The organism is Priestia sp. YIM B13551, from assembly GCF_042787905.1.
Taxonomy (GTDB): domain Bacteria; phylum Bacillota; class Bacilli; order Bacillales; family Bacillaceae_H; genus Priestia.
Map to the genome: position 1 here is coordinate 672264 of NZ_JBHZOX010000001.1, position 16461 is coordinate 688724.

At 38.5% G+C, this 16461-nt stretch carries 15 protein-coding genes; 3 read left to right on the forward strand and 12 right to left on the reverse strand.

Going from position 1 to position 16461, the window contains the following annotated elements; translation table 11 throughout:
• Positions 1-309: 309 nt before the first annotated feature.
• A complete protein-coding gene (locus tag ACFX4N_RS03475) occupies positions 310-1929 on the forward strand; it encodes an ABC-F family ATP-binding cassette domain-containing protein (protein ID WP_013056918.1) in 1620 nt (539 codons plus the stop codon).
• Between the two features lie 35 nt (positions 1930-1964).
• Here the strand turns inward: ACFX4N_RS03475 and ACFX4N_RS03480 are convergent, their stop codons facing one another.
• From ACFX4N_RS03480 to ACFX4N_RS03500, 5 genes are all read right to left on the reverse strand, one after another.
• Positions 1965-2849: a DMT family transporter gene (locus ACFX4N_RS03480; protein WP_057273114.1), complete on the reverse strand. Its 885-nt coding sequence runs from the start codon at positions 2847-2849 to the stop codon at positions 1965-1967.
• A gap of 64 nt (positions 2850-2913) precedes the next feature.
• Positions 2914-3630 carry a helix-turn-helix transcriptional regulator gene (locus tag ACFX4N_RS03485; RefSeq protein ID WP_013056916.1) on the reverse strand — a complete coding sequence of 239 codons (717 nt, stop codon included), beginning with the start codon at positions 3628-3630 and terminating at the stop codon, positions 2914-2916.
• Between the two features lie 27 nt (positions 3631-3657).
• A complete protein-coding gene (locus ACFX4N_RS03490) occupies positions 3658-4290 on the reverse strand; it encodes an alpha/beta family hydrolase (RefSeq protein WP_377260849.1) in 633 nt (210 codons plus the stop codon).
• A 60-nt stretch (positions 4291-4350) separates the two neighbouring features.
• Entirely contained in the window at positions 4351-5361 is a 1011-nt protein-coding gene (locus ACFX4N_RS03495; RefSeq protein WP_029321579.1) for an LLM class flavin-dependent oxidoreductase, read from the reverse strand.
• A gap of 130 nt (positions 5362-5491) precedes the next feature.
• Positions 5492-6709 (reverse strand): MFS transporter, encoded by a 1218-nt coding sequence (locus ACFX4N_RS03500; RefSeq protein WP_192100449.1) that lies wholly within the window; start codon positions 6707-6709, stop codon positions 5492-5494.
• A 141-nt stretch (positions 6710-6850) separates the two neighbouring features.
• On the opposite strand from ACFX4N_RS03500, the gene ACFX4N_RS03505 reads away from it, so the two are divergent.
• Together ACFX4N_RS03505 and ACFX4N_RS03510 are read left to right on the forward strand one after the other, a co-directional pair.
• Positions 6851-7132, forward strand: coding sequence for an acylphosphatase (locus tag ACFX4N_RS03505; RefSeq protein WP_013083031.1), 282 nt, complete (start codon positions 6851-6853; stop codon positions 7130-7132).
• 83 nt (positions 7133-7215) lie between these two features.
• Entirely contained in the window at positions 7216-7992 is a 777-nt protein-coding gene (locus ACFX4N_RS03510; protein ID WP_057273111.1) for a 3-hydroxybutyrate dehydrogenase, read from the forward strand.
• A gap of 39 nt (positions 7993-8031) precedes the next feature.
• On the opposite strand, the gene ACFX4N_RS03515 is transcribed toward ACFX4N_RS03510, so the two are convergent.
• The 7 genes from ACFX4N_RS03515 to ACFX4N_RS03545 form a co-directional block, all read right to left on the reverse strand.
• Positions 8032-10443: a S8 family serine peptidase gene (locus ACFX4N_RS03515; protein WP_377260852.1), complete on the reverse strand. Its 2412-nt coding sequence runs from the start codon at positions 10441-10443 to the stop codon at positions 8032-8034.
• Between the two features lie 740 nt (positions 10444-11183).
• Positions 11184-11621: a S1 domain-containing RNA-binding protein gene (locus tag ACFX4N_RS03520; RefSeq protein ID WP_013056909.1), complete on the reverse strand. Its 438-nt coding sequence runs from the start codon at positions 11619-11621 to the stop codon at positions 11184-11186.
• 181 nt (positions 11622-11802) lie between these two features.
• Positions 11803-12624: an ammonia-dependent NAD(+) synthetase gene (nadE, locus tag ACFX4N_RS03525; protein ID WP_013083029.1), complete on the reverse strand. Its 822-nt coding sequence runs from the start codon at positions 12622-12624 to the stop codon at positions 11803-11805.
• A gap of 34 nt (positions 12625-12658) precedes the next feature.
• Positions 12659-13339 (reverse strand): nicotinate (nicotinamide) nucleotide adenylyltransferase, encoded by a 681-nt coding sequence (gene nadD / locus ACFX4N_RS03530; protein ID WP_029321572.1) that lies wholly within the window; start codon positions 13337-13339, stop codon positions 12659-12661.
• A 15-nt stretch (positions 13340-13354) separates the two neighbouring features.
• Positions 13355-14824 (reverse strand): nicotinate phosphoribosyltransferase, encoded by a 1470-nt coding sequence (locus ACFX4N_RS03535; RefSeq protein WP_041816550.1) that lies wholly within the window; start codon positions 14822-14824, stop codon positions 13355-13357.
• Positions 14825-14847: 23 nt separating this feature from the next.
• The gene (locus ACFX4N_RS03540; RefSeq protein ID WP_013056905.1) at positions 14848-15396 is read right to left on the reverse strand and encodes a cysteine hydrolase family protein; all 549 of its coding nucleotides are present in this window, start codon (positions 15394-15396) and stop codon (positions 14848-14850) included.
• Positions 15397-15467: 71 nt separating this feature from the next.
• The gene (locus ACFX4N_RS03545; protein WP_013056904.1) at positions 15468-16244 is read right to left on the reverse strand and encodes an NUDIX domain-containing protein; all 777 of its coding nucleotides are present in this window, start codon (positions 16242-16244) and stop codon (positions 15468-15470) included.
• Between the last annotated feature and the right edge of the window lie 217 nt (positions 16245-16461).

Consider the following 16461-nt stretch of genomic DNA (forward strand, 5'->3'; position numbering starts at 1 on the left):
ATATCAGTGTTTACTTTATAAAAATTCTTTTATTTACCAGGTAGTATTATTCTTCTTTTTGTTTCTTATACAAAGGAATACAACATCCATCTTAAAAATGAAAAAGAGCTGATTACTGAAGGATTATACATGCTGGTTTGCCGCTCAATGTTTTGGTGAATGCTAGAATAATCAAAAAATCCCTTAAATGGTTGACGCGTGCTTAAAGTGTCGGTTACACTTTATGTTTGAAATATTGTATTCATATCGCTCTTATCTCAAAAGAATGGTATAATTTTATAGATATTGAATTTGGAGGACTGCTCATACATGATTACAGTTAGTAATGTAAGTTTACGATTTGGCGACCGAAAGTTATTTGAAGATGTGAATATTAAATTCACACCTGGTAACTGTTATGGATTAATCGGCGCAAACGGTGCTGGAAAATCAACGTTTTTAAAAATTTTATCTGGTGAAATTGAATCTCAAACTGGTGATGTACATATGGGCCCTGGCGAACGCCTTGCTGTCTTAAAACAGAACCACTTCGAATATGAAGATCAAGAAGTTATGAAAACCGTTATTATGGGGCACGCTCGCCTTTATGAAGTAATGCAAGAAAAAGATGCTATTTATATGAAAGCAGACTTCACAGATGAAGACGGAATGAAAGCAGCTGAGCTTGAAGGTGAATTTGCTGAATTAAACGGTTGGGAAGCAGAATCAGAAGCAGCTATTCTTTTAAAAGGATTAGGTATTTCTGAAGATCTTCACGCAAAAAAAATGGCTGAACTAACGGGTAGTGAAAAAGTAAAAGTGCTTCTTGCACAAGCTTTATTCGGAAAACCTGATGTATTACTTTTAGATGAGCCTACGAATAACTTGGATATTCAAGCAATTCAATGGTTAGAAGAGTTCTTAATTAACTTTGAAAACACAGTCATTGTTGTATCTCATGACCGTCACTTCTTAAACAAAGTATGTACGCACATTGCTGACCTTGACTTCAGTAAAATCCAAGTCTACGTTGGTAACTATGATTTCTGGTATGAATCAAGTCAATTAGCACAAAAAATGGCGTCAGATGCGAACAAGAAAAAAGAAGAAAAAATTAAAGAGCTTCAAGCCTTTATCGCTCGCTTTAGCGCAAATGCATCGAAATCAAAACAAGCAACGTCTCGTAAAAAATTGCTTGATAAAATTTCATTAGATGACATCCGCCCTTCTTCTCGTCGCTATCCGTACGTGAACTTCACGCCGGAACGTGAGATTGGAAATGACGTACTTCGCGTGGAAGGTCTTACAAAAACAATTGACGGCGTAAAAGTGCTTGATAACGTAAGCTTTATTATGAATAAAGATGACAAAATCGCTCTTGTAGGCCGCAACGAACTTGCAAATTCAACATTAATGAAGATTTTAATGGGTGAAATGGAAGCAGACAGCGGTACCTACAAATGGGGTGTGACAACGTCTCAAGCCTTTTTCCCAAAAGACAACTCCGAGTACTTTGAAAACGGAGATTTAAACTTAGTAGACTGGCTGCGTCAGTATTCACCTAATGACCAAAGCGAAAGCTTCTTACGCGGTTTCTTAGGCAGAATGCTATTCTCTGGTGAAGAAGTGTTGAAAAAAGCCAACGTTCTTTCCGGAGGAGAAAAAGTTCGCTGTATGCTTTCTAAAATGATGCTAAGCGGTTCAAACGTTCTTTTACTAGACGATCCTACGAATCACCTTGACTTAGAATCAATCACAGCACTAAACAATGGACTTATCAGCTACAAAGGTTCAATGATTTTCACATCTCATGACCATCAGTTCGTTGAAACGATTGCGAATCGTGTAATTGAAATTACGCCAAACGGAGTAGTTGACAAGCAAATGACATACGATGAGTATTTAGAAGACAGCAACCTACAAAAACAAGTAGCAGGCATGTACGCTTAATAAAAAAACCCCTTTCTTTAAAGAAAGGGGTTTTTTTATATATGCACCTCCTGATTTAGCGATGACTTCGGAGAATACGTTAAAAACGCTAAGCTAACAAACACTAGTGCTGCTCCGCATATGTTCACCAAAGTCAGGGATTCCCCCAACAAAAATACGCCCAGTAAAAAAGCGGTAACGGGCTCTGCTAACGATAACGTCACCGCGGTAGACGCATGCACCGACTTAAGCGCTGTAGAAAATAATACATAAGCAAGAGCAGTCGTAAGTATTCCTAAGTGAAGAGCAATGCCTATTCCATTTAAAGAAACTAGCCAGCTCATATCATACATAAACCAGCATGGGATTAGTAGAACAGCTGCTGTTGTGAACACAAGAGAAGCGCCTACTTGCGGATCAACATACTGAACAATTTTTTTATTAACAGTCGTATAGCAAGCAAAAGACGCCCCTGCTCCTATCGCCATACCTAAACCTATCACGTCGATTTGACTATCTTTTTTTAACAACAAGCAGCAGCACCCTAGAATACCCGTAAACGTGGCAAGCAGCCATTTTTTTGTAGGTTTCTTGCTGTACACTATGTAATCTAACACTCCTGACAAAAGCGGCGCACTCCCAATTGCAACCATTGTTCCTACTGCAACACCCGTTTTGATAACAGCTGAAAAAAACAGCGGCTGATAAGCGGCCATACTTGCTGCAGCAACCGTAAGAGGCAGAATAGGAAGGTGTCTTACGTCCACTTTCTTTTTTTGAATAAGACAAGCTGCAAGAAGCGACAGTCCCCCTACAGCTAATCGCACGGCTCCAATCGCCACAGAATGCGCTTCAGCAGATGCTAAAGCTTGGGCAGTCCCTGTTGTTCCCCATAGTACAGCTGCACATAATATAAGTATTTTTGATAATGAAGTTTTCATATTTCCATCTCCTTTCTTTTATCATAGCTAAAAGAAAGAAAAAAGTTTTTCCGCTTTTATGATATTATTTGTCTGTTTTTAAGATACTTCGATATTGCGTGGGTGAGACTCCTTCTTGTTTTGCAAACCATTTAGTGAATGAAGACAAGCTGTGATAGCCGACTTCATGCGCAATATACGTTACCGAATAGCTGCTCTCTTTTAACAATTCTTTTGCTTTATTTAAACGTATACGCGCTACATAGCTTTGAGGCGAATAGCCCGTTTTTTGTTTAAACCAAGCGGAAAAATAAACGGGATGATAATTTTCCAGCTTGGCAAGACTTTCTATGTTTAGCTCTTGATTAAAGTTAGCATGAAGATAATCAATGGATTTAAACGTTTGTTTCTTTGGCAAATAATGCTGAACGTAACGGACTAAATCTTCAAGCGCCCCCCTGTCAGTACTTTTTTGAAGCCCATCAAGTAAAAGGTAGCGAATTGCTTTCCACGTTGAATCCCATTGAATAAAAGCGGCTTGTTGAGAAAGATGCGCACTTTCTGTAAATTTCAACGGAATATCAACAACTAAACATTCATTTGTATTTTTAGCTTGATACGTATGAAGCTGACGAGGCGGAATGTAAAAGCATCCTTCTTGCAGCGTTAAGTGCTGCTCACTTGCTTGAATATCAAGAGCACCTGCTAGCGGAAACAAAAGCTGACTGTAGTTATGATCATGAGTATGAGGTGAATAGCTGTAGGCTCTTTTTTCGCAAATAATTTCACGTAGCGTATCCATTTTGTACTCCTTTCCTTATTTCCTATCTCATAGAAGCTGTTCTATGTCATTCAAAACGGTTTCCAGCGCCTTTAACGATTCCGTGGGAGTATACAAAACGTCCAATGAATGATCGGCATTTTCAATCACTTGAATATTCATTGTGTTTGTTTTTAATTGATAAACTTCTTCAGTATAATAGTGATCACGAGTTCCTATTACAAGAAGACCTTTATGAGTGCATTCTAGTAAACTTTCAAACAGTTCTGTTCTTGTTAAAAGCGGGGTCAGTAAAAGCATCACTGCATCTTTGTAGACTTCATCTTTCATAATTCGCTGAATCAGCGGAATTGTGCCAATCGATTTTCCTGCAAATATGATATTTTTATAGTCATTGTGAGATAAAACGTCTTGCAGCACGAGATCAATGTCTTTCATCATAACGTCTGCAATCTCATCTGTAGACTTTGTCATGAGATCTTTTGGATATGTATAGTGAATATGAACAACGTCAATTCCGTGTTTTAGCATCAGCATTGTTACATAATACAATAGCGGCTTTTCATATGTATAACCCAAGCCTGAAAACATAAAGCAAATTTGACTAGACCCTTCCGTTTTAATATGTGTATAGGTAATCCTATGAGTTTGGTTGCTTACGCTTTTCTGATTTACGTGCATGTCAATCCTCCTTTTTAAATATTCTAACATTTAATCCCGTAAAAAAACCCCATCTTTTTCTTAAAAAAATGAGGGTTGAGGAAATAGCTCTGCAAGCAATTCATAGGACTTCTTTTTCGCTTCATAATCATGGATATTTGTAATAATTAAAAATTCGTCGTTATCGTATTTTTTCTGCAGCTGAGTTAATCCTTGTTTTACTTCAACTGGATTTCCTACGATCATACGAGGACGATTGGTGCTTATTTTTTTTAGCTCTTCTTCTGAATAAGAACGATTGTGCACTTCTTCTATCGATGAAATTGTTGTATCTCCGCCTTTGGCTACTTTCAATAGCCAATCATCTAGCGTTTTGGCATGCTGCTCGGCTTCTTCTGTTGTTTCTGCACATACAACAAATACGCATACGTTGGTTTTAGGCTTTGATTGATACGAAGAAGGGATAAATTCTTGTTTATAATGACGAATGGCTTCTTGTCCTCCAACTGAATAAATAAAGTGTCCAAATGTAAAAGAGATGCCTAGCTCAGCAGCCGACCTTGCTCCTCTTTTATTAATGCCAAGATGCCACAGTTCCGGCTTTGTTTCACTTAACGGATAAGCCGTCACGCCGTAATACGGATGATCTGACGGCAAATTATGCTCAAGGTGTCCTTTTAACGCTTGAATTTGCCGCGGGAATTCATTGAGGCTTTTACGGACTCCATCTGTCAGCGCAAGCCGAGTCAGCGCATCTCCTCCCGGTGACCGTCCAAGACCTAAATCAATTCGATTAGGAAACAGATTTTCAAGCAGCTGAGCATCTTCTGCTACTTTATACGGACTGTATTGAGGAAGAAGGACTCCTCCAGACCCAATTCGGATTCGGCTCGTGTGAGAAGCTAAGTGCGTCATTAAAAGTGTCGGAGATGAGCCTGCAAGACCGTTAGTATTATGATGTTCCGCTACCCAAAAGCGGTGGTAGCCTAACTCTTCCGTTAATTTAGCCAGCTCTACCGTACGTTTCAACGCTTCCTTTGGTGTTGATCCGCTTGAAACAGGAGACTGATCCAATACGCTTAGCTTAATCATAGGTGATTCTTCCTTTCGATTTTCAATTTCTATTGTCTCTATTGTAGGAGAAAAATATGAATTCGTCTTGAAATTTGCTTCACGCTCATAGAAAAAGCAAACGCTAAGGCGCGTTTGCTTTTTCTTTTTCTTATTTTGCTTCGTGTATTTCTTTCACACGCTTATCGCTCGGTAACAGCCATGTTAACAGCCCTAGAATTGGAAGATAGCTGCAAAACAGCATAATAAACTGAAGGCTGAAGACATCAGCTAATTTACCGAATACAACAGCTCCCAAAGCTCCCATTCCAAAAGCAAGCCCTACAACTAAGCCGGAAACCAAGCCAATTTTCCCTGGCATCAGCTCCTGAGCATAGACGACCGTGACGCTGAAACTTGACTGAAGAATAAAGCCGATTAGTACTAAAAGAGGTGCTGCCACTCCTAGAGAAACGTGAGGCAGTAATAAAGTAAAAGGGACTGACCCTAACATAGAAAACAATAAAATATTTCGCTTTCCGAAACGATCGGCAAGCGGACCTCCAAAGAATGTTCCAAATACCCCTGCAATCATAAATAAAAAGACGTAAAGCTGAGCGCTTTTGATAGGCAAATTGAATTTTTCAATGATATAAAACTGAAAGAAATTAAGGATACCTGCTCCGTACCATGAACGTGCAAAAACAAGAAAAATTAAAAGTCCAATCGCAAAAATAATTTGTTTGTTCATCGTAAATGAAACATCTGACTGCTTTTTCTTCAAGCGTTGACGAGTAGCTAACTCCGATTTGTACCATTTAGAGACGCTATACAAAACCACTACGCCGATACCTGCAATTAACGTAAACCAAATCGTTCCAAACTGACCAAGTCCGATAAAGATAAATGCCGTAAATAGCGGAGCCATCGACTGTCCTGTATTTCCGCCAACTTGATAAATAGACTGCGCCAGCCCCCGTTTTCCTCCTGCTGCCATATACGCTACGCGAGAACCTTCCGGATGAAAAATAGCTGAGCCAAATCCTACAAATAAGACAGATATAATCACAAAATAAAAATTTGGCGCTAAAGCGAGTCCAACCATACCAATCATGCTTAAACACATTGCAATTGGCAATAAAAATGGCAAGGGACGCTTATCGGCAAATACGCCGAATACCGGCTGCATAATCGATGACGTCATGTTTAAAGCAAAGGCAATCCAGCCGATTTGCGTGTAGTTTAAATTCATCGATTTTTCAAGGACAGGAAAAAGTGCCGGTATAACGGACTGCATACAATCATTTAGGAAATGTCCTAAACTAATAGCAAATAAAATACGATAAATCGTTGCCGACTGCGCTTGCTGCGTTCGTGCTGCTGCTTGCATTCATAACCCTTCTTTCTTAATTTAATCTACATTATAATTGTTAAAGTCTTACAATGTCTTTTTCTATTATACAGTGAAAGTTAAGATTGTAGTTGTTTTCTTTTTTATAAAAAAGGGAAAATTGCCTGTGAGGTGAGAACAGTGAAAAAACATGTGCATATGATCGTAGACGGACGCGTTCAAGGGGTTGGGTTCCGTCACTATACGCAGCTAAAAGCAATGGAATGCTCTATTAACGGATGGGTACGAAATCGAGACGATCAAAAAGTGGAAATTGATGCTGAAGGTGAAGAAAGTAATATCCAAAAATTTATTGAAGAAATTAAAAAAGGCCCCTCGCCGTTCGCTTCTGTTAGCAATGTGGAAGTAAAGGTAGTAAACACCCCTTCCCACACCCATTCTTTTCGCGTAAAGTACAGTTAAAAAACTCGCTAAATCAAGATATTTTTTGATAAAATGGAAAAGTAAGCGATTTTATATCATCTACATATAAGGGGGAAAAAACGATGGTTGAAAACAAAATTGTGTTAATTACAGGTGCAGCTCAAGGTATTGGTTATCAAATTGGTGAGCGCTTCGCTGAAGACGGAGCGACTGTTGTCTTAACTGACTTGAATGAAGATGGAGTTAAGAAAGCAGCAGACAAATTGAAGACAAAAGGCTACGAAGCATTAGGCATTAAAGCAGATGTGACAAATGAAAGTGATATTGAACAAATGATTGCTCAAACGGTTGAAACATATGGCCGCCTTGATGTATTGATTAACAATGCCGGCATGCAATTTGTTTCCCCGCTCGAAGAATTTCCTACTGAAAAATTTGAACTTTTAACGAAAATTATGCTTGTTGCACCTTTTGTTGCGATTAAGCATGCGTTTCCTATTATGAAAAAGCAAAAATTCGGCCGCATTTTGAACATGTCCTCCATTAACGGATTGATTGGTTTCTCAGGAAAAGCGGCATACAACAGCGCTAAGCACGGCGTGATTGGCTTAACGAAAGTGGCTGCTCTTGAAGGTGCGGAGCACGGCATTACGGTAAATGCGATTTGCCCTGGTTATGTTGATACACCGCTTGTTCAAAATCAATTAAAAGATTTGGCACGTACGCGAAATGTAGCGCTTGAAAAAGTACTAGAAGAAGTCATTTATCCTCTTGTTCCTCAAAAACGTTTGCTTGCTGTCGATGAAATTGCAGATTATGCAATGTTTTTAGCAAGTGATTTAGCAAAAGGCGTAACCGGCCAAGCTGCTGTGATCGATGGTGGATATACGGCTCAATAAGAAAAGAGTGTCAGTTAGAGACTGGCACTCTTTTTTTATTTATTTAATTTCGAATTCTCCTAAAGAACCTGTCGTCTGACCTGCTTTTACTGCTTCTGCGTATAAATAATATGTTCCCGCTGGAAGAGCTTCACCATTAATCTTTCCGTCCCACGTTGCGCTAGAGAATCCTTTTTCTACATTCGTATACGAACTTAACAATTCCCCTTTTTCTAACGTTGCATCGTAAATGTAATAGCTAAGCTTCTCTGCTCCTCCTGGTAAATAACTGCCGTATTCAAATGATCCATTTCCAAGTACATCTACATACGCAGAAGTAACGCGCGGGTAATCCGGCTCTTTTACAAATAAGATGGTTGGAACATCGTACGTTTCTTTATTGTTACTTACGGTAATTGTCCCTTCGTAATAGCCAGGAGATAATTTCCCTGCATCTACTTTTACATTCAGGTTTACTTTTTGCGTTTTTCCTACATTAACAACTAAATCGTTTGTTGATTTAACGTCAATTGCCTGATGGCTTTTCTTAAATTTTACTTTGACCGAGTATTTTTGACTGTGATTTGATAGATTTTTAATCTTAAAGCTTTGTTTTTCTACTTGTTTCCCTTTATCTTTATAAAAGACACCGTACGAGTGACTTCCTGGTGTAATAAGCGTTTTTGCTTTAATTGCATCTACTACGCGCATGCTTCCTGCACCTTGCGTATTATGAGGATAAACCAGCCCGTTGCGGTCACGAAGCAATTCCGTTGTATTCATTAAAGATGCTTTTACGTCTTCTACTTTATAATTTGGATGCGCCTGTAAAATTAACGCTGCTGCTCCTGCTACGTGCGGCGCGGCCATACTTGTTCCTTGTTTTGACCCATATCCATGAGGGTTGCTTGGATCATTTGTTGGCACTGTGCTGATAATATCTACTCCAGGTGCTGAAATGTCTGGCTTAATCATCCACGTATCCACAACCGGTCCGCGAGATGAAAAATCAGCCATTGTTTCATCAACTGTCTGATCAAATGTTGCAGTAAAAGAGCCCGTGACGGATCCTTTTGCTAAAGAAGCTACCAAAGCTTGTCCATCGGCTTTTGATAGGCGAATACTTGGCAGAGATGTACCTGGAATATCAGGAATTGTCCCTTCTACGTTGTTGTAAATCACCGTTGCAACAGCACCGGCTTTTTTCGCATTATCAACTTTATCTACAAACGCAATGTCGCCGCGAGAAATAACCGCTACTTTTCCTTTTACATCCTTTCCTTCAAAGTCTTCTGGTTTACCGAGTCCGACAGGTACAAATTCATACTTTTTACCGCTTGCATCTAGTAATGCCTTGTCATTTGGAAAGCCCATTACTTCAGCTGAAGCATAGCTTGCGTTATCTACAGTTAATGTCGTTTTATACAAATTGTAAGGAAGCTGAGTTGCACCAACTGAAATAGCTTCACGAGACGTCCCTGGAGAGCCTACTGTCCAGTTAGCTGGTCCACTGTTTCCATTTGATGTAACAGCTACTACTCCTTCTTCCATTGCCCAATCTAACGCAATACTCGTTGCCAAGTCAGGATTATTAATTGTGTCTCCAAGCGACAGGTTCATTACATCCGCTCCGTCTTCTACCGCACGTTCAATACCGGCGATCACGTCTTCCGTTGTACCCGTTCCTCCTGGGCCTAATACACGATAAGCAAGTAAATGGGCATCAGGAGCTACCCCTTTAATTTTCCCGTCCGCTGCAATTGTTCCTGCTACGTGGGTTCCGTGCGTTGTTGCTTCTCCTTTTGGATCTCCAGCCGGCGTTTCTTGAGGATCTTTGTCATCATCTACAAAATCCCATCCTTTATATTTCTCAAACGCTGACTTTAAATCCGGGTGGTCGTAATCAACGCCTGTATCGATAACGGCTACGGTCATATTTTTACCTGTATATCCTGACTTCCACGCTTGATCTGCTCCCACATAGTAAATGCTTTTATCCATTTCAGAACCGTATTCTTCGGCGCTCACTTCTTTCGATTTCACTTCTGCTGTATGATATTCAACGCTTGGATAAATAGCTTTTACTCCAGGTAAACTTGCTACTTTTTCAAGGTCATTAGCCGGAAGTTCCGCTGAAAACCCGGAAAACACTTGGTCATATTCACGTTTTACTTTTGAAGTTTTAGAAGCTTTTGAAAGCTCTTTTTTCACTTCGTCACGCGCTTTTTTAATCTTTCCTTTACTTTGCGCTACTCCTTTTTTCTTTGCTTCCGCTACAGACTCTTCATTTAACTCCACAATAACTTTTACTTTTTTAGCCGACTTTAAGTTATAGTCTCCTTGAATTTTAACTAAAGACGGTTCAAGCGCTGGTTTTGAATTTCCGTTAGCGGCTGCTCCCATTGCAAAAGAAGATAAAGCAACCGAAAATGCTACTGTACTCAATACAGCCCGAATTGATACTTTTTTCATCGTTTTCCCCTCTCCATTTCTCTCTATAATTCATGCAACTATGTATGTCTTCATCCCCAGAACATACGCATCTTTTACTTAGCTTGCGAGCTAAAAATTAGAATAGTATGGAAGTTCTATATATTACTATAAAATCCTTGAGTCTATGGAATCATTTTATATATCCCTAAAAATTAAGCACTAATGCTCAAAAAATGAAGAATTTTGTCTATTTCTCGTCTTTCCGTAACTTTTTTATTCCTAAAATTATGAAGAGATTAGATGAATATACAAGAATACTGACGAATTTCTGTTAATTTAGCTATTTTTATCAGGGACTCATCTCTACTTTCCCTTCGTTTACTTATAAGGTTTTTTTATTATTTTAAGAAAATTGTTCTTATAAGCGCTTTTTATTTTATAACTTATTATTTAGAACATAGTTTAATTTAATATAAAATATCGCACTTAATTAAATGAAATTTTAAAAAATTACGAATAATAAAGGGAGGTCTTGCAGATACTAACGTCAACGCTCGCACAAAGGGAGGCATGATTATGATAGATTTAAATTTCATCCTACTCATCCTTGATCTTCTCTCATCTCTTGTCACTATTGGCATCTACTTTACAACCAAGTAAGTACCTAACCTTCTCTTTACTCTTCTAGCGCATGTACTTAAGCTATTACAAAAAAGAAGCAAGCCAATTTTTACTGGCTTGCTTCAGCTATATAATAAAGTAGTTAAAGTGGAAGGGATTTATCCGCGTCTTCCGCCTCTGCCACCTCGTTTTGATTCAGTGCTGCGTTTTAGTGTAGATAAATTATCTTCACTATCCTTTAAGAAACGCGCCATTTTTTGTTCGAAGTTTTCCTTTGGTTGGAAGTTGCTTTTAGAACGATTATCATTATTTCTTGCCTGACGTGGCGGGCGTTGTGAATAAGAAGATGAGGGTCTTTCAGGTTTATCTATCGCTTTTTTAATCGATAATCCAATTTTTCCGTCTTTCTCATTAACGACTTTCACTTCAATTTCTTGACCAACTTTAAGATGGTCATTAATGTCTTTTACATAGCTGTCAGCTACCTCACTAATATGTACAAGCCCAGTTTGACCTCCAGGTAATTCTACAAATGCTCCAAAATTAGTAATACCTGTTACTTTACCTTGTACCTTGCTACCTACTTCAACTGCCATAAAAAATGTTCCTCCTCAATAATATTAAAAGCACTTCATTATACCAAAGTGCGTAAGAATAACAAAGTGTGTATGAGAAAACAATTCGTTAATTTACACTTTTTCCGCCACTTTTTTGTTTTATGAAAGAAATCAGTCAAAATAATGCCCATATTAGATATACCTAATATGGGCATTTCTCTCATTTCCACCATTCATCAAACATGCTAGCCGGTAACTGACGCTTATGTTCAGTAATACGATAGCGCTGTTCAATTTTTTCAGCGGCTTCTTGTGATACTTCTTTTCCTTCCAAATAATCGTCTAGTTCATCATAAGAAATTCCTAGTTCCGTTTCATCAGATTGACCAGGACTATTATCTAACAAGTCAGCTGTTGGTACTTTTTCGTACAATCGTTTATCTGCACCTAATTCTTTTAGCAATGCTTTTCCTTGACGTTTTGTTAATCCCGTTAGAGGCAGCACGTCTGCTCCGCCATCCCCGTATTTCGTAAAAAAGCCTGTTACTGCTTCTGCTGCATGATCGGTTCCGATAACTAAAAGGCCGTTTTCTCCCCCGATTGCATACTGTACAATCATACGTGTACGTGCTTTGACATTTCCTTTATGAAAATCAGACAGCGCTATATCTGTCGCGCCTGTAAACGAACTTTCAAATGCTTCCACCGTGTTTTTAATATTAAACGTATATGTTTCATTAGGTTTAATAAATTCTAGTGACGCCTTCGCATCTGCTTCATCATGCTGCGTGCCATGAGGCAAGCGAACGGCTACAAATTTTGCTTCATATTCTTCTTTTCGCAATTCGTCTACAGCAATCTGTGCTAATCGCCCAGCTAAGCTAGAGTCCTGCCCCCCGCTTATACCTAATACAAAGCCTTTTGCATTTGCTGACTTTAGGTAGCTTTTCAGAAAATCAACGCGGGCACGAATTTCTTGTGCTGGATCAATTTCAGATTTCACATGTAGCTCTTTTCTTATTTTTTCTTGCATGTCTGACATGATACATGCTCTCCTTCCATTATATGTAGATTTCTTACTGATACAGTCCATGTTTTTTACTATAAAAATAACAGAGATCAGGCATTAAATATCTTGGTTCTCCGCCCCGGGCAAATTCTTGACGAATATAAGTAGAACTGATTTCCATCGCCAGCCCTTTATCAAGAAGCTGAAACCGGCCGTCGTCATAATTTCGAAGCAATGGAGAATGACTAATAGCTTTCAACATGTCTATTCCCTCTCTTGCCATGATGATAAACTGGTTTTTACTAATAAGTTCATCTGCTTTCTTCCACTTGCCTTCACCAATATCTTGCAGTAAGTCGGCTCCCATAATAAAAAATAAATCAGCGTGTGGAAGCAATTTTTTAAAGTGCTCCATAGTGTAGTATGTGTAATGATAGCCGGGCAATACGTCTAGCTCATACGTATCGAGCAAAAATTTTGGGTTATCTTTAATCGCTAAGCTAACCATATTTACACGGTGCTCATCCGACGTCTGGAGCTTTTTATCTGTTCGTTTGTGCGATGAAGGCAAAAAGATAATAGCATCTAACTTCTTTCGATGCGCAACCGTTGATGCCGTCCAAAGATGAACATTGGTAACCGGATCAAAAGAAGAACCATAAATACCAATTTTCGCTCCTTTTTCTAAAAGCTTATCTATTTTTTTATCAGGGTTTAGCTGTTGAAAATAAGCAAGCGTATCTGACATGTCTCCAGCTCCCTACTATTTTTTATTTAGGGCTTCCGCTACTTTTTGTTTTACGTACGCAATTTGACGCGTTTTATTTTCCCAACATTTCTCGCTTAAATCTACTGGATATTCTTCAGGATTGCGCGTACGCTTATATTCATCCCAAAGCAGCTCTAAATTATCTTTTACGTACTGCTGAATTTCCTGAAGTTCTTCTGTTTCATACACAAGCTTTCCGTTTACAAAGATATCATGATGGAGTTCTTTTGCCTCAAAATTTGTAACGAATTTACTGATAAACGTATGAACAGGATGGAACATTTTTAAACGTTCTTCGCTTTGAGGATCTTCGTCTTCCATCGTGATATAATCCCCTTCAGATTTTCCATTCAAATTATTAATAATACGATATACGCGCTTCAACCCTGGTGTACTCACTTTTTCAGGATTGGCGCTAATTTTAATCGTATCCATCATCTCGCCATTTTCTCCTTCAATAGAGACGAGTTTATATACTGCTCCAAGCGCCGGCTGATCATATGCAGTAATGAGCTTAGTGCCAATTCCCCACATGTCTATTCGTGCCCCTTGCGACTTTAAATGCATAATCGTATCTTCATCTAAATCGTTGGAAGCAACAATTTTTGTGTCTGTAAACCCTGCTTCATCTAACATTTGACGAGCTTTTTTAGACAAATATGTTAAATCGCCGCTGTCTAAGCGAATCGCTGTAAAATTAATTTTATCGCCTAATTCTTTTGCTACTTTAATGGCGTTGGGAACTCCTGATTTTAACGTATCGTACGTATCAACTAGAAACACGCAGTTTTTATGGCGACGAGCATATTTATGAAATGCAATATATTCGTCTTTATAAGCCTGCACCATGGCATGAGCATGCGTTCCTGCAACTGGAATTCCAAATTTCTTTCCTGCTCGCACGTTAGAAGTAGCACCAAATCCGCCAATATAGGCTGCTCTTGTTCCCCAAATAGCAGCGTCCATTTCTTGAGCGCGGCGTGTTCCAAATTCCATTGCCACTTGATCTCCCACTACATGTTTGATTCGAGCTGCTTTCGTCGCAATCAGCGTTTGGTAATTCACAATATTCAAAATAGCTGTTTCTACGAGCTGAGCTTCAATTAATGGTGCTTCTACACGTAATATTGGTTCATTATGAAACACAAGCTCACCTTCACGCATACATCGAATCGTTCCAGTAAACGTAAGATCTTTTAAGTAAGCTAAATAATCTTCTTTAAAACCTAATTCTTCGTGCAAGTAGGTTAAATCTGATTCGCTAAATTTAAATGCTTTAATATATTCAATAATTCTTTCTAATCCAGCAAAAACAGCATAGCCATTTCCAAAAGGAAGTTTGCGGAAGAAAACTTCAAAAACAGCTCTCTTTTGATGAATATTATCTTCCCAGTACGTTTCTCCCATATTAATTTGATATAAATCGGTGTGTAGCATTACGCTGTCATCTGTAAACATATTCATTGATTTCCTCCACTTTTATGTCCTTAAATAATTTCTGCTCCGAGGCAAGATTTAAAATGTTCAAGCGCCCACTCATGACCTTTTTGATTAAAGCTTGCTACGGCTTTTTCATAAATATAAATAGCAAATCCTTTATTATAGGCATCTACTGCTGTATGAAGTACACAAATATCCGTGCATACACCTGCTAAGTAGACATCGGTAATTTGTCTTTCTCTCAGTTTAATCTCCAGATCCGTTCCAGCAAATGCGCTGTATCTCGTCTTATTCATCCATTCTACATTTGCCTTTGATTGATACACATTATATAAATCATTTAACTTTCCGTATAGCTCTCTTCCTGCAGAACCTTCAACATTATGAGGCGGAAACAGCGCTGATTCTGGATGCAAGGAATCATTTTCTTTATGAAAATCAATGGCGAACACGACATACTCGTTTTGCTCAATAAATTGACGCGTAATATCGCTTATGGATGTTTCAATGTGTCTCCCTGGTTCTCCGCATGTCAAAGCTCCGTTTTCAGCTACAAAATCATTTGTATAATCGATGTTAATCAGTGCTTTTTTCATTATGTTTCCCCCTCATACGTGAAAATTAACAGTTAACATATTGTTAATTATTTGAATTGAAAGTTTTTCTTTTAGTAGCGTGCTGTATAGATTGGCTTCATCACATTCATTTCAACAAACCGGTAGAGCTTTGTTGGTTTTTTAGACGTTCTCGTCGTTGTTTTTCCATCTACTTCTTCAATAAATGGCAGCATTCTTATTTTTCGTGCAAAGGCCTGATCACTTTTAATCGCTGCATCATCCGTTACGGTAAGCAGCACAGCCTGCAGCTCAGAGTATGTAAACTGAGAAGGCAGAAACTTCTGGGCAATGGTCGTTTGCAATAAATCTTTCTTAATTTCCTTGATTGCATCTCGAATGATGATTTCATGATCAAATGCTAAAGGCAATGAAAAGATTTCATCTATTTTAAATAATTCAACTCGAGCAGCATCATCATTCGCTTTTCGCTTTATTAGACTATCTTCTGGGACGATTGCATAATGTGCGTTTGTAATGACCCATCCTCTATCGTCCCTGCCAGGCTCATCATAGACACCATAGTGTTTTAAATGAATATCTTTTACGCCCGTTTCTTCTTCGAGCTCTCTTTTAGCCGCTTCAAAAGCTGATTCATCAGGATGGACAAATCCGCCAGGAAGCGCCCACTTTCCTGCTTCGCTGTTCTTTTCTCCTTCTGCATTCACCATTGCTCGTTGGATAAGCATTAATTTCAAACTCATTTTAGGTGGTTTGTATGGTTCTTTTTCTTCCGTCACAATCGTAAATACAGCAATATCTGACGTATAGCCATAGGGTTTAGGGTATTCTTTTTTCGTTTGATTCGTCACTGCTTTATTGTTCGACATTCATCATTTCTCCTGATCGCTCTTTTTACAATTAACAATATGATTAATGTTAATTATATTTGTTTTATGGAAAATGTCAATACTTTTCCTACTAATTATAAAGAGAAGGTAATTTATGTTGTAAATAACGTTATGTTTCGTATTTTTTAGATTTATATGCATAAAAAGCTGAGTGAAGAGGTTCTAATTCGCCTCCTCCCTCAGCTTTTTTTCCTTT

What these genes read in the sequence shown, in the direction of transcription:
- ACFX4N_RS03475 (WP_013056918.1), top strand. Translation starts at nt 310, where the DNA reads ATGATTACAGTTAGTAATGTAAGTTTACGATTTGGCGACCGAAAGTTA.
- ACFX4N_RS03480 (WP_057273114.1), bottom strand. Translation starts at nt 2,849, where the DNA reads ATGAAAACTTCATTATCAAAAATACTTATATTATGTGCAGCTGTACTA.
- ACFX4N_RS03485 (WP_013056916.1), bottom strand. Translation starts at nt 3,630, where the DNA reads ATGGATACGCTACGTGAAATTATTTGCGAAAAAAGAGCCTACAGCTAT.
- ACFX4N_RS03490 (WP_377260849.1), bottom strand. Translation starts at nt 4,290, where the DNA reads ATGCACGTAAATCAGAAAAGCGTAAGCAACCAAACTCATAGGATTACC.
- ACFX4N_RS03495 (WP_029321579.1), bottom strand. Translation starts at nt 5,361, where the DNA reads ATGATTAAGCTAAGCGTATTGGATCAGTCTCCTGTTTCAAGCGGATCA.
- ACFX4N_RS03500 (WP_192100449.1), bottom strand. Translation starts at nt 6,709, where the DNA reads ATGCAAGCAGCAGCACGAACGCAGCAAGCGCAGTCGGCAACGATTTAT.
- ACFX4N_RS03510 (WP_057273111.1), top strand. Translation starts at nt 7,216, where the DNA reads ATGGTTGAAAACAAAATTGTGTTAATTACAGGTGCAGCTCAAGGTATT.
- ACFX4N_RS03515 (WP_377260852.1), bottom strand. Translation starts at nt 10,443, where the DNA reads ATGAAAAAAGTATCAATTCGGGCTGTATTGAGTACAGTAGCATTTTCG.
- ACFX4N_RS03520 (WP_013056909.1), bottom strand. Translation starts at nt 11,621, where the DNA reads ATGGCAGTTGAAGTAGGTAGCAAGGTACAAGGTAAAGTAACAGGTATT.
- nadE (WP_013083029.1), bottom strand. Translation starts at nt 12,624, where the DNA reads ATGTCAGACATGCAAGAAAAAATAAGAAAAGAGCTACATGTGAAATCT.
- nadD (WP_029321572.1), bottom strand. Translation starts at nt 13,339, where the DNA reads ATGTCAGATACGCTTGCTTATTTTCAACAGCTAAACCCTGATAAAAAA.
- ACFX4N_RS03535 (WP_041816550.1), bottom strand. Translation starts at nt 14,824, where the DNA reads ATGAATATGTTTACAGATGACAGCGTAATGCTACACACCGATTTATAT.
- ACFX4N_RS03540 (WP_013056905.1), bottom strand. Translation starts at nt 15,396, where the DNA reads ATGAAAAAAGCACTGATTAACATCGATTATACAAATGATTTTGTAGCT.
- ACFX4N_RS03545 (WP_013056904.1), bottom strand. Translation starts at nt 16,244, where the DNA reads ATGTCGAACAATAAAGCAGTGACGAATCAAACGAAAAAAGAATACCCT.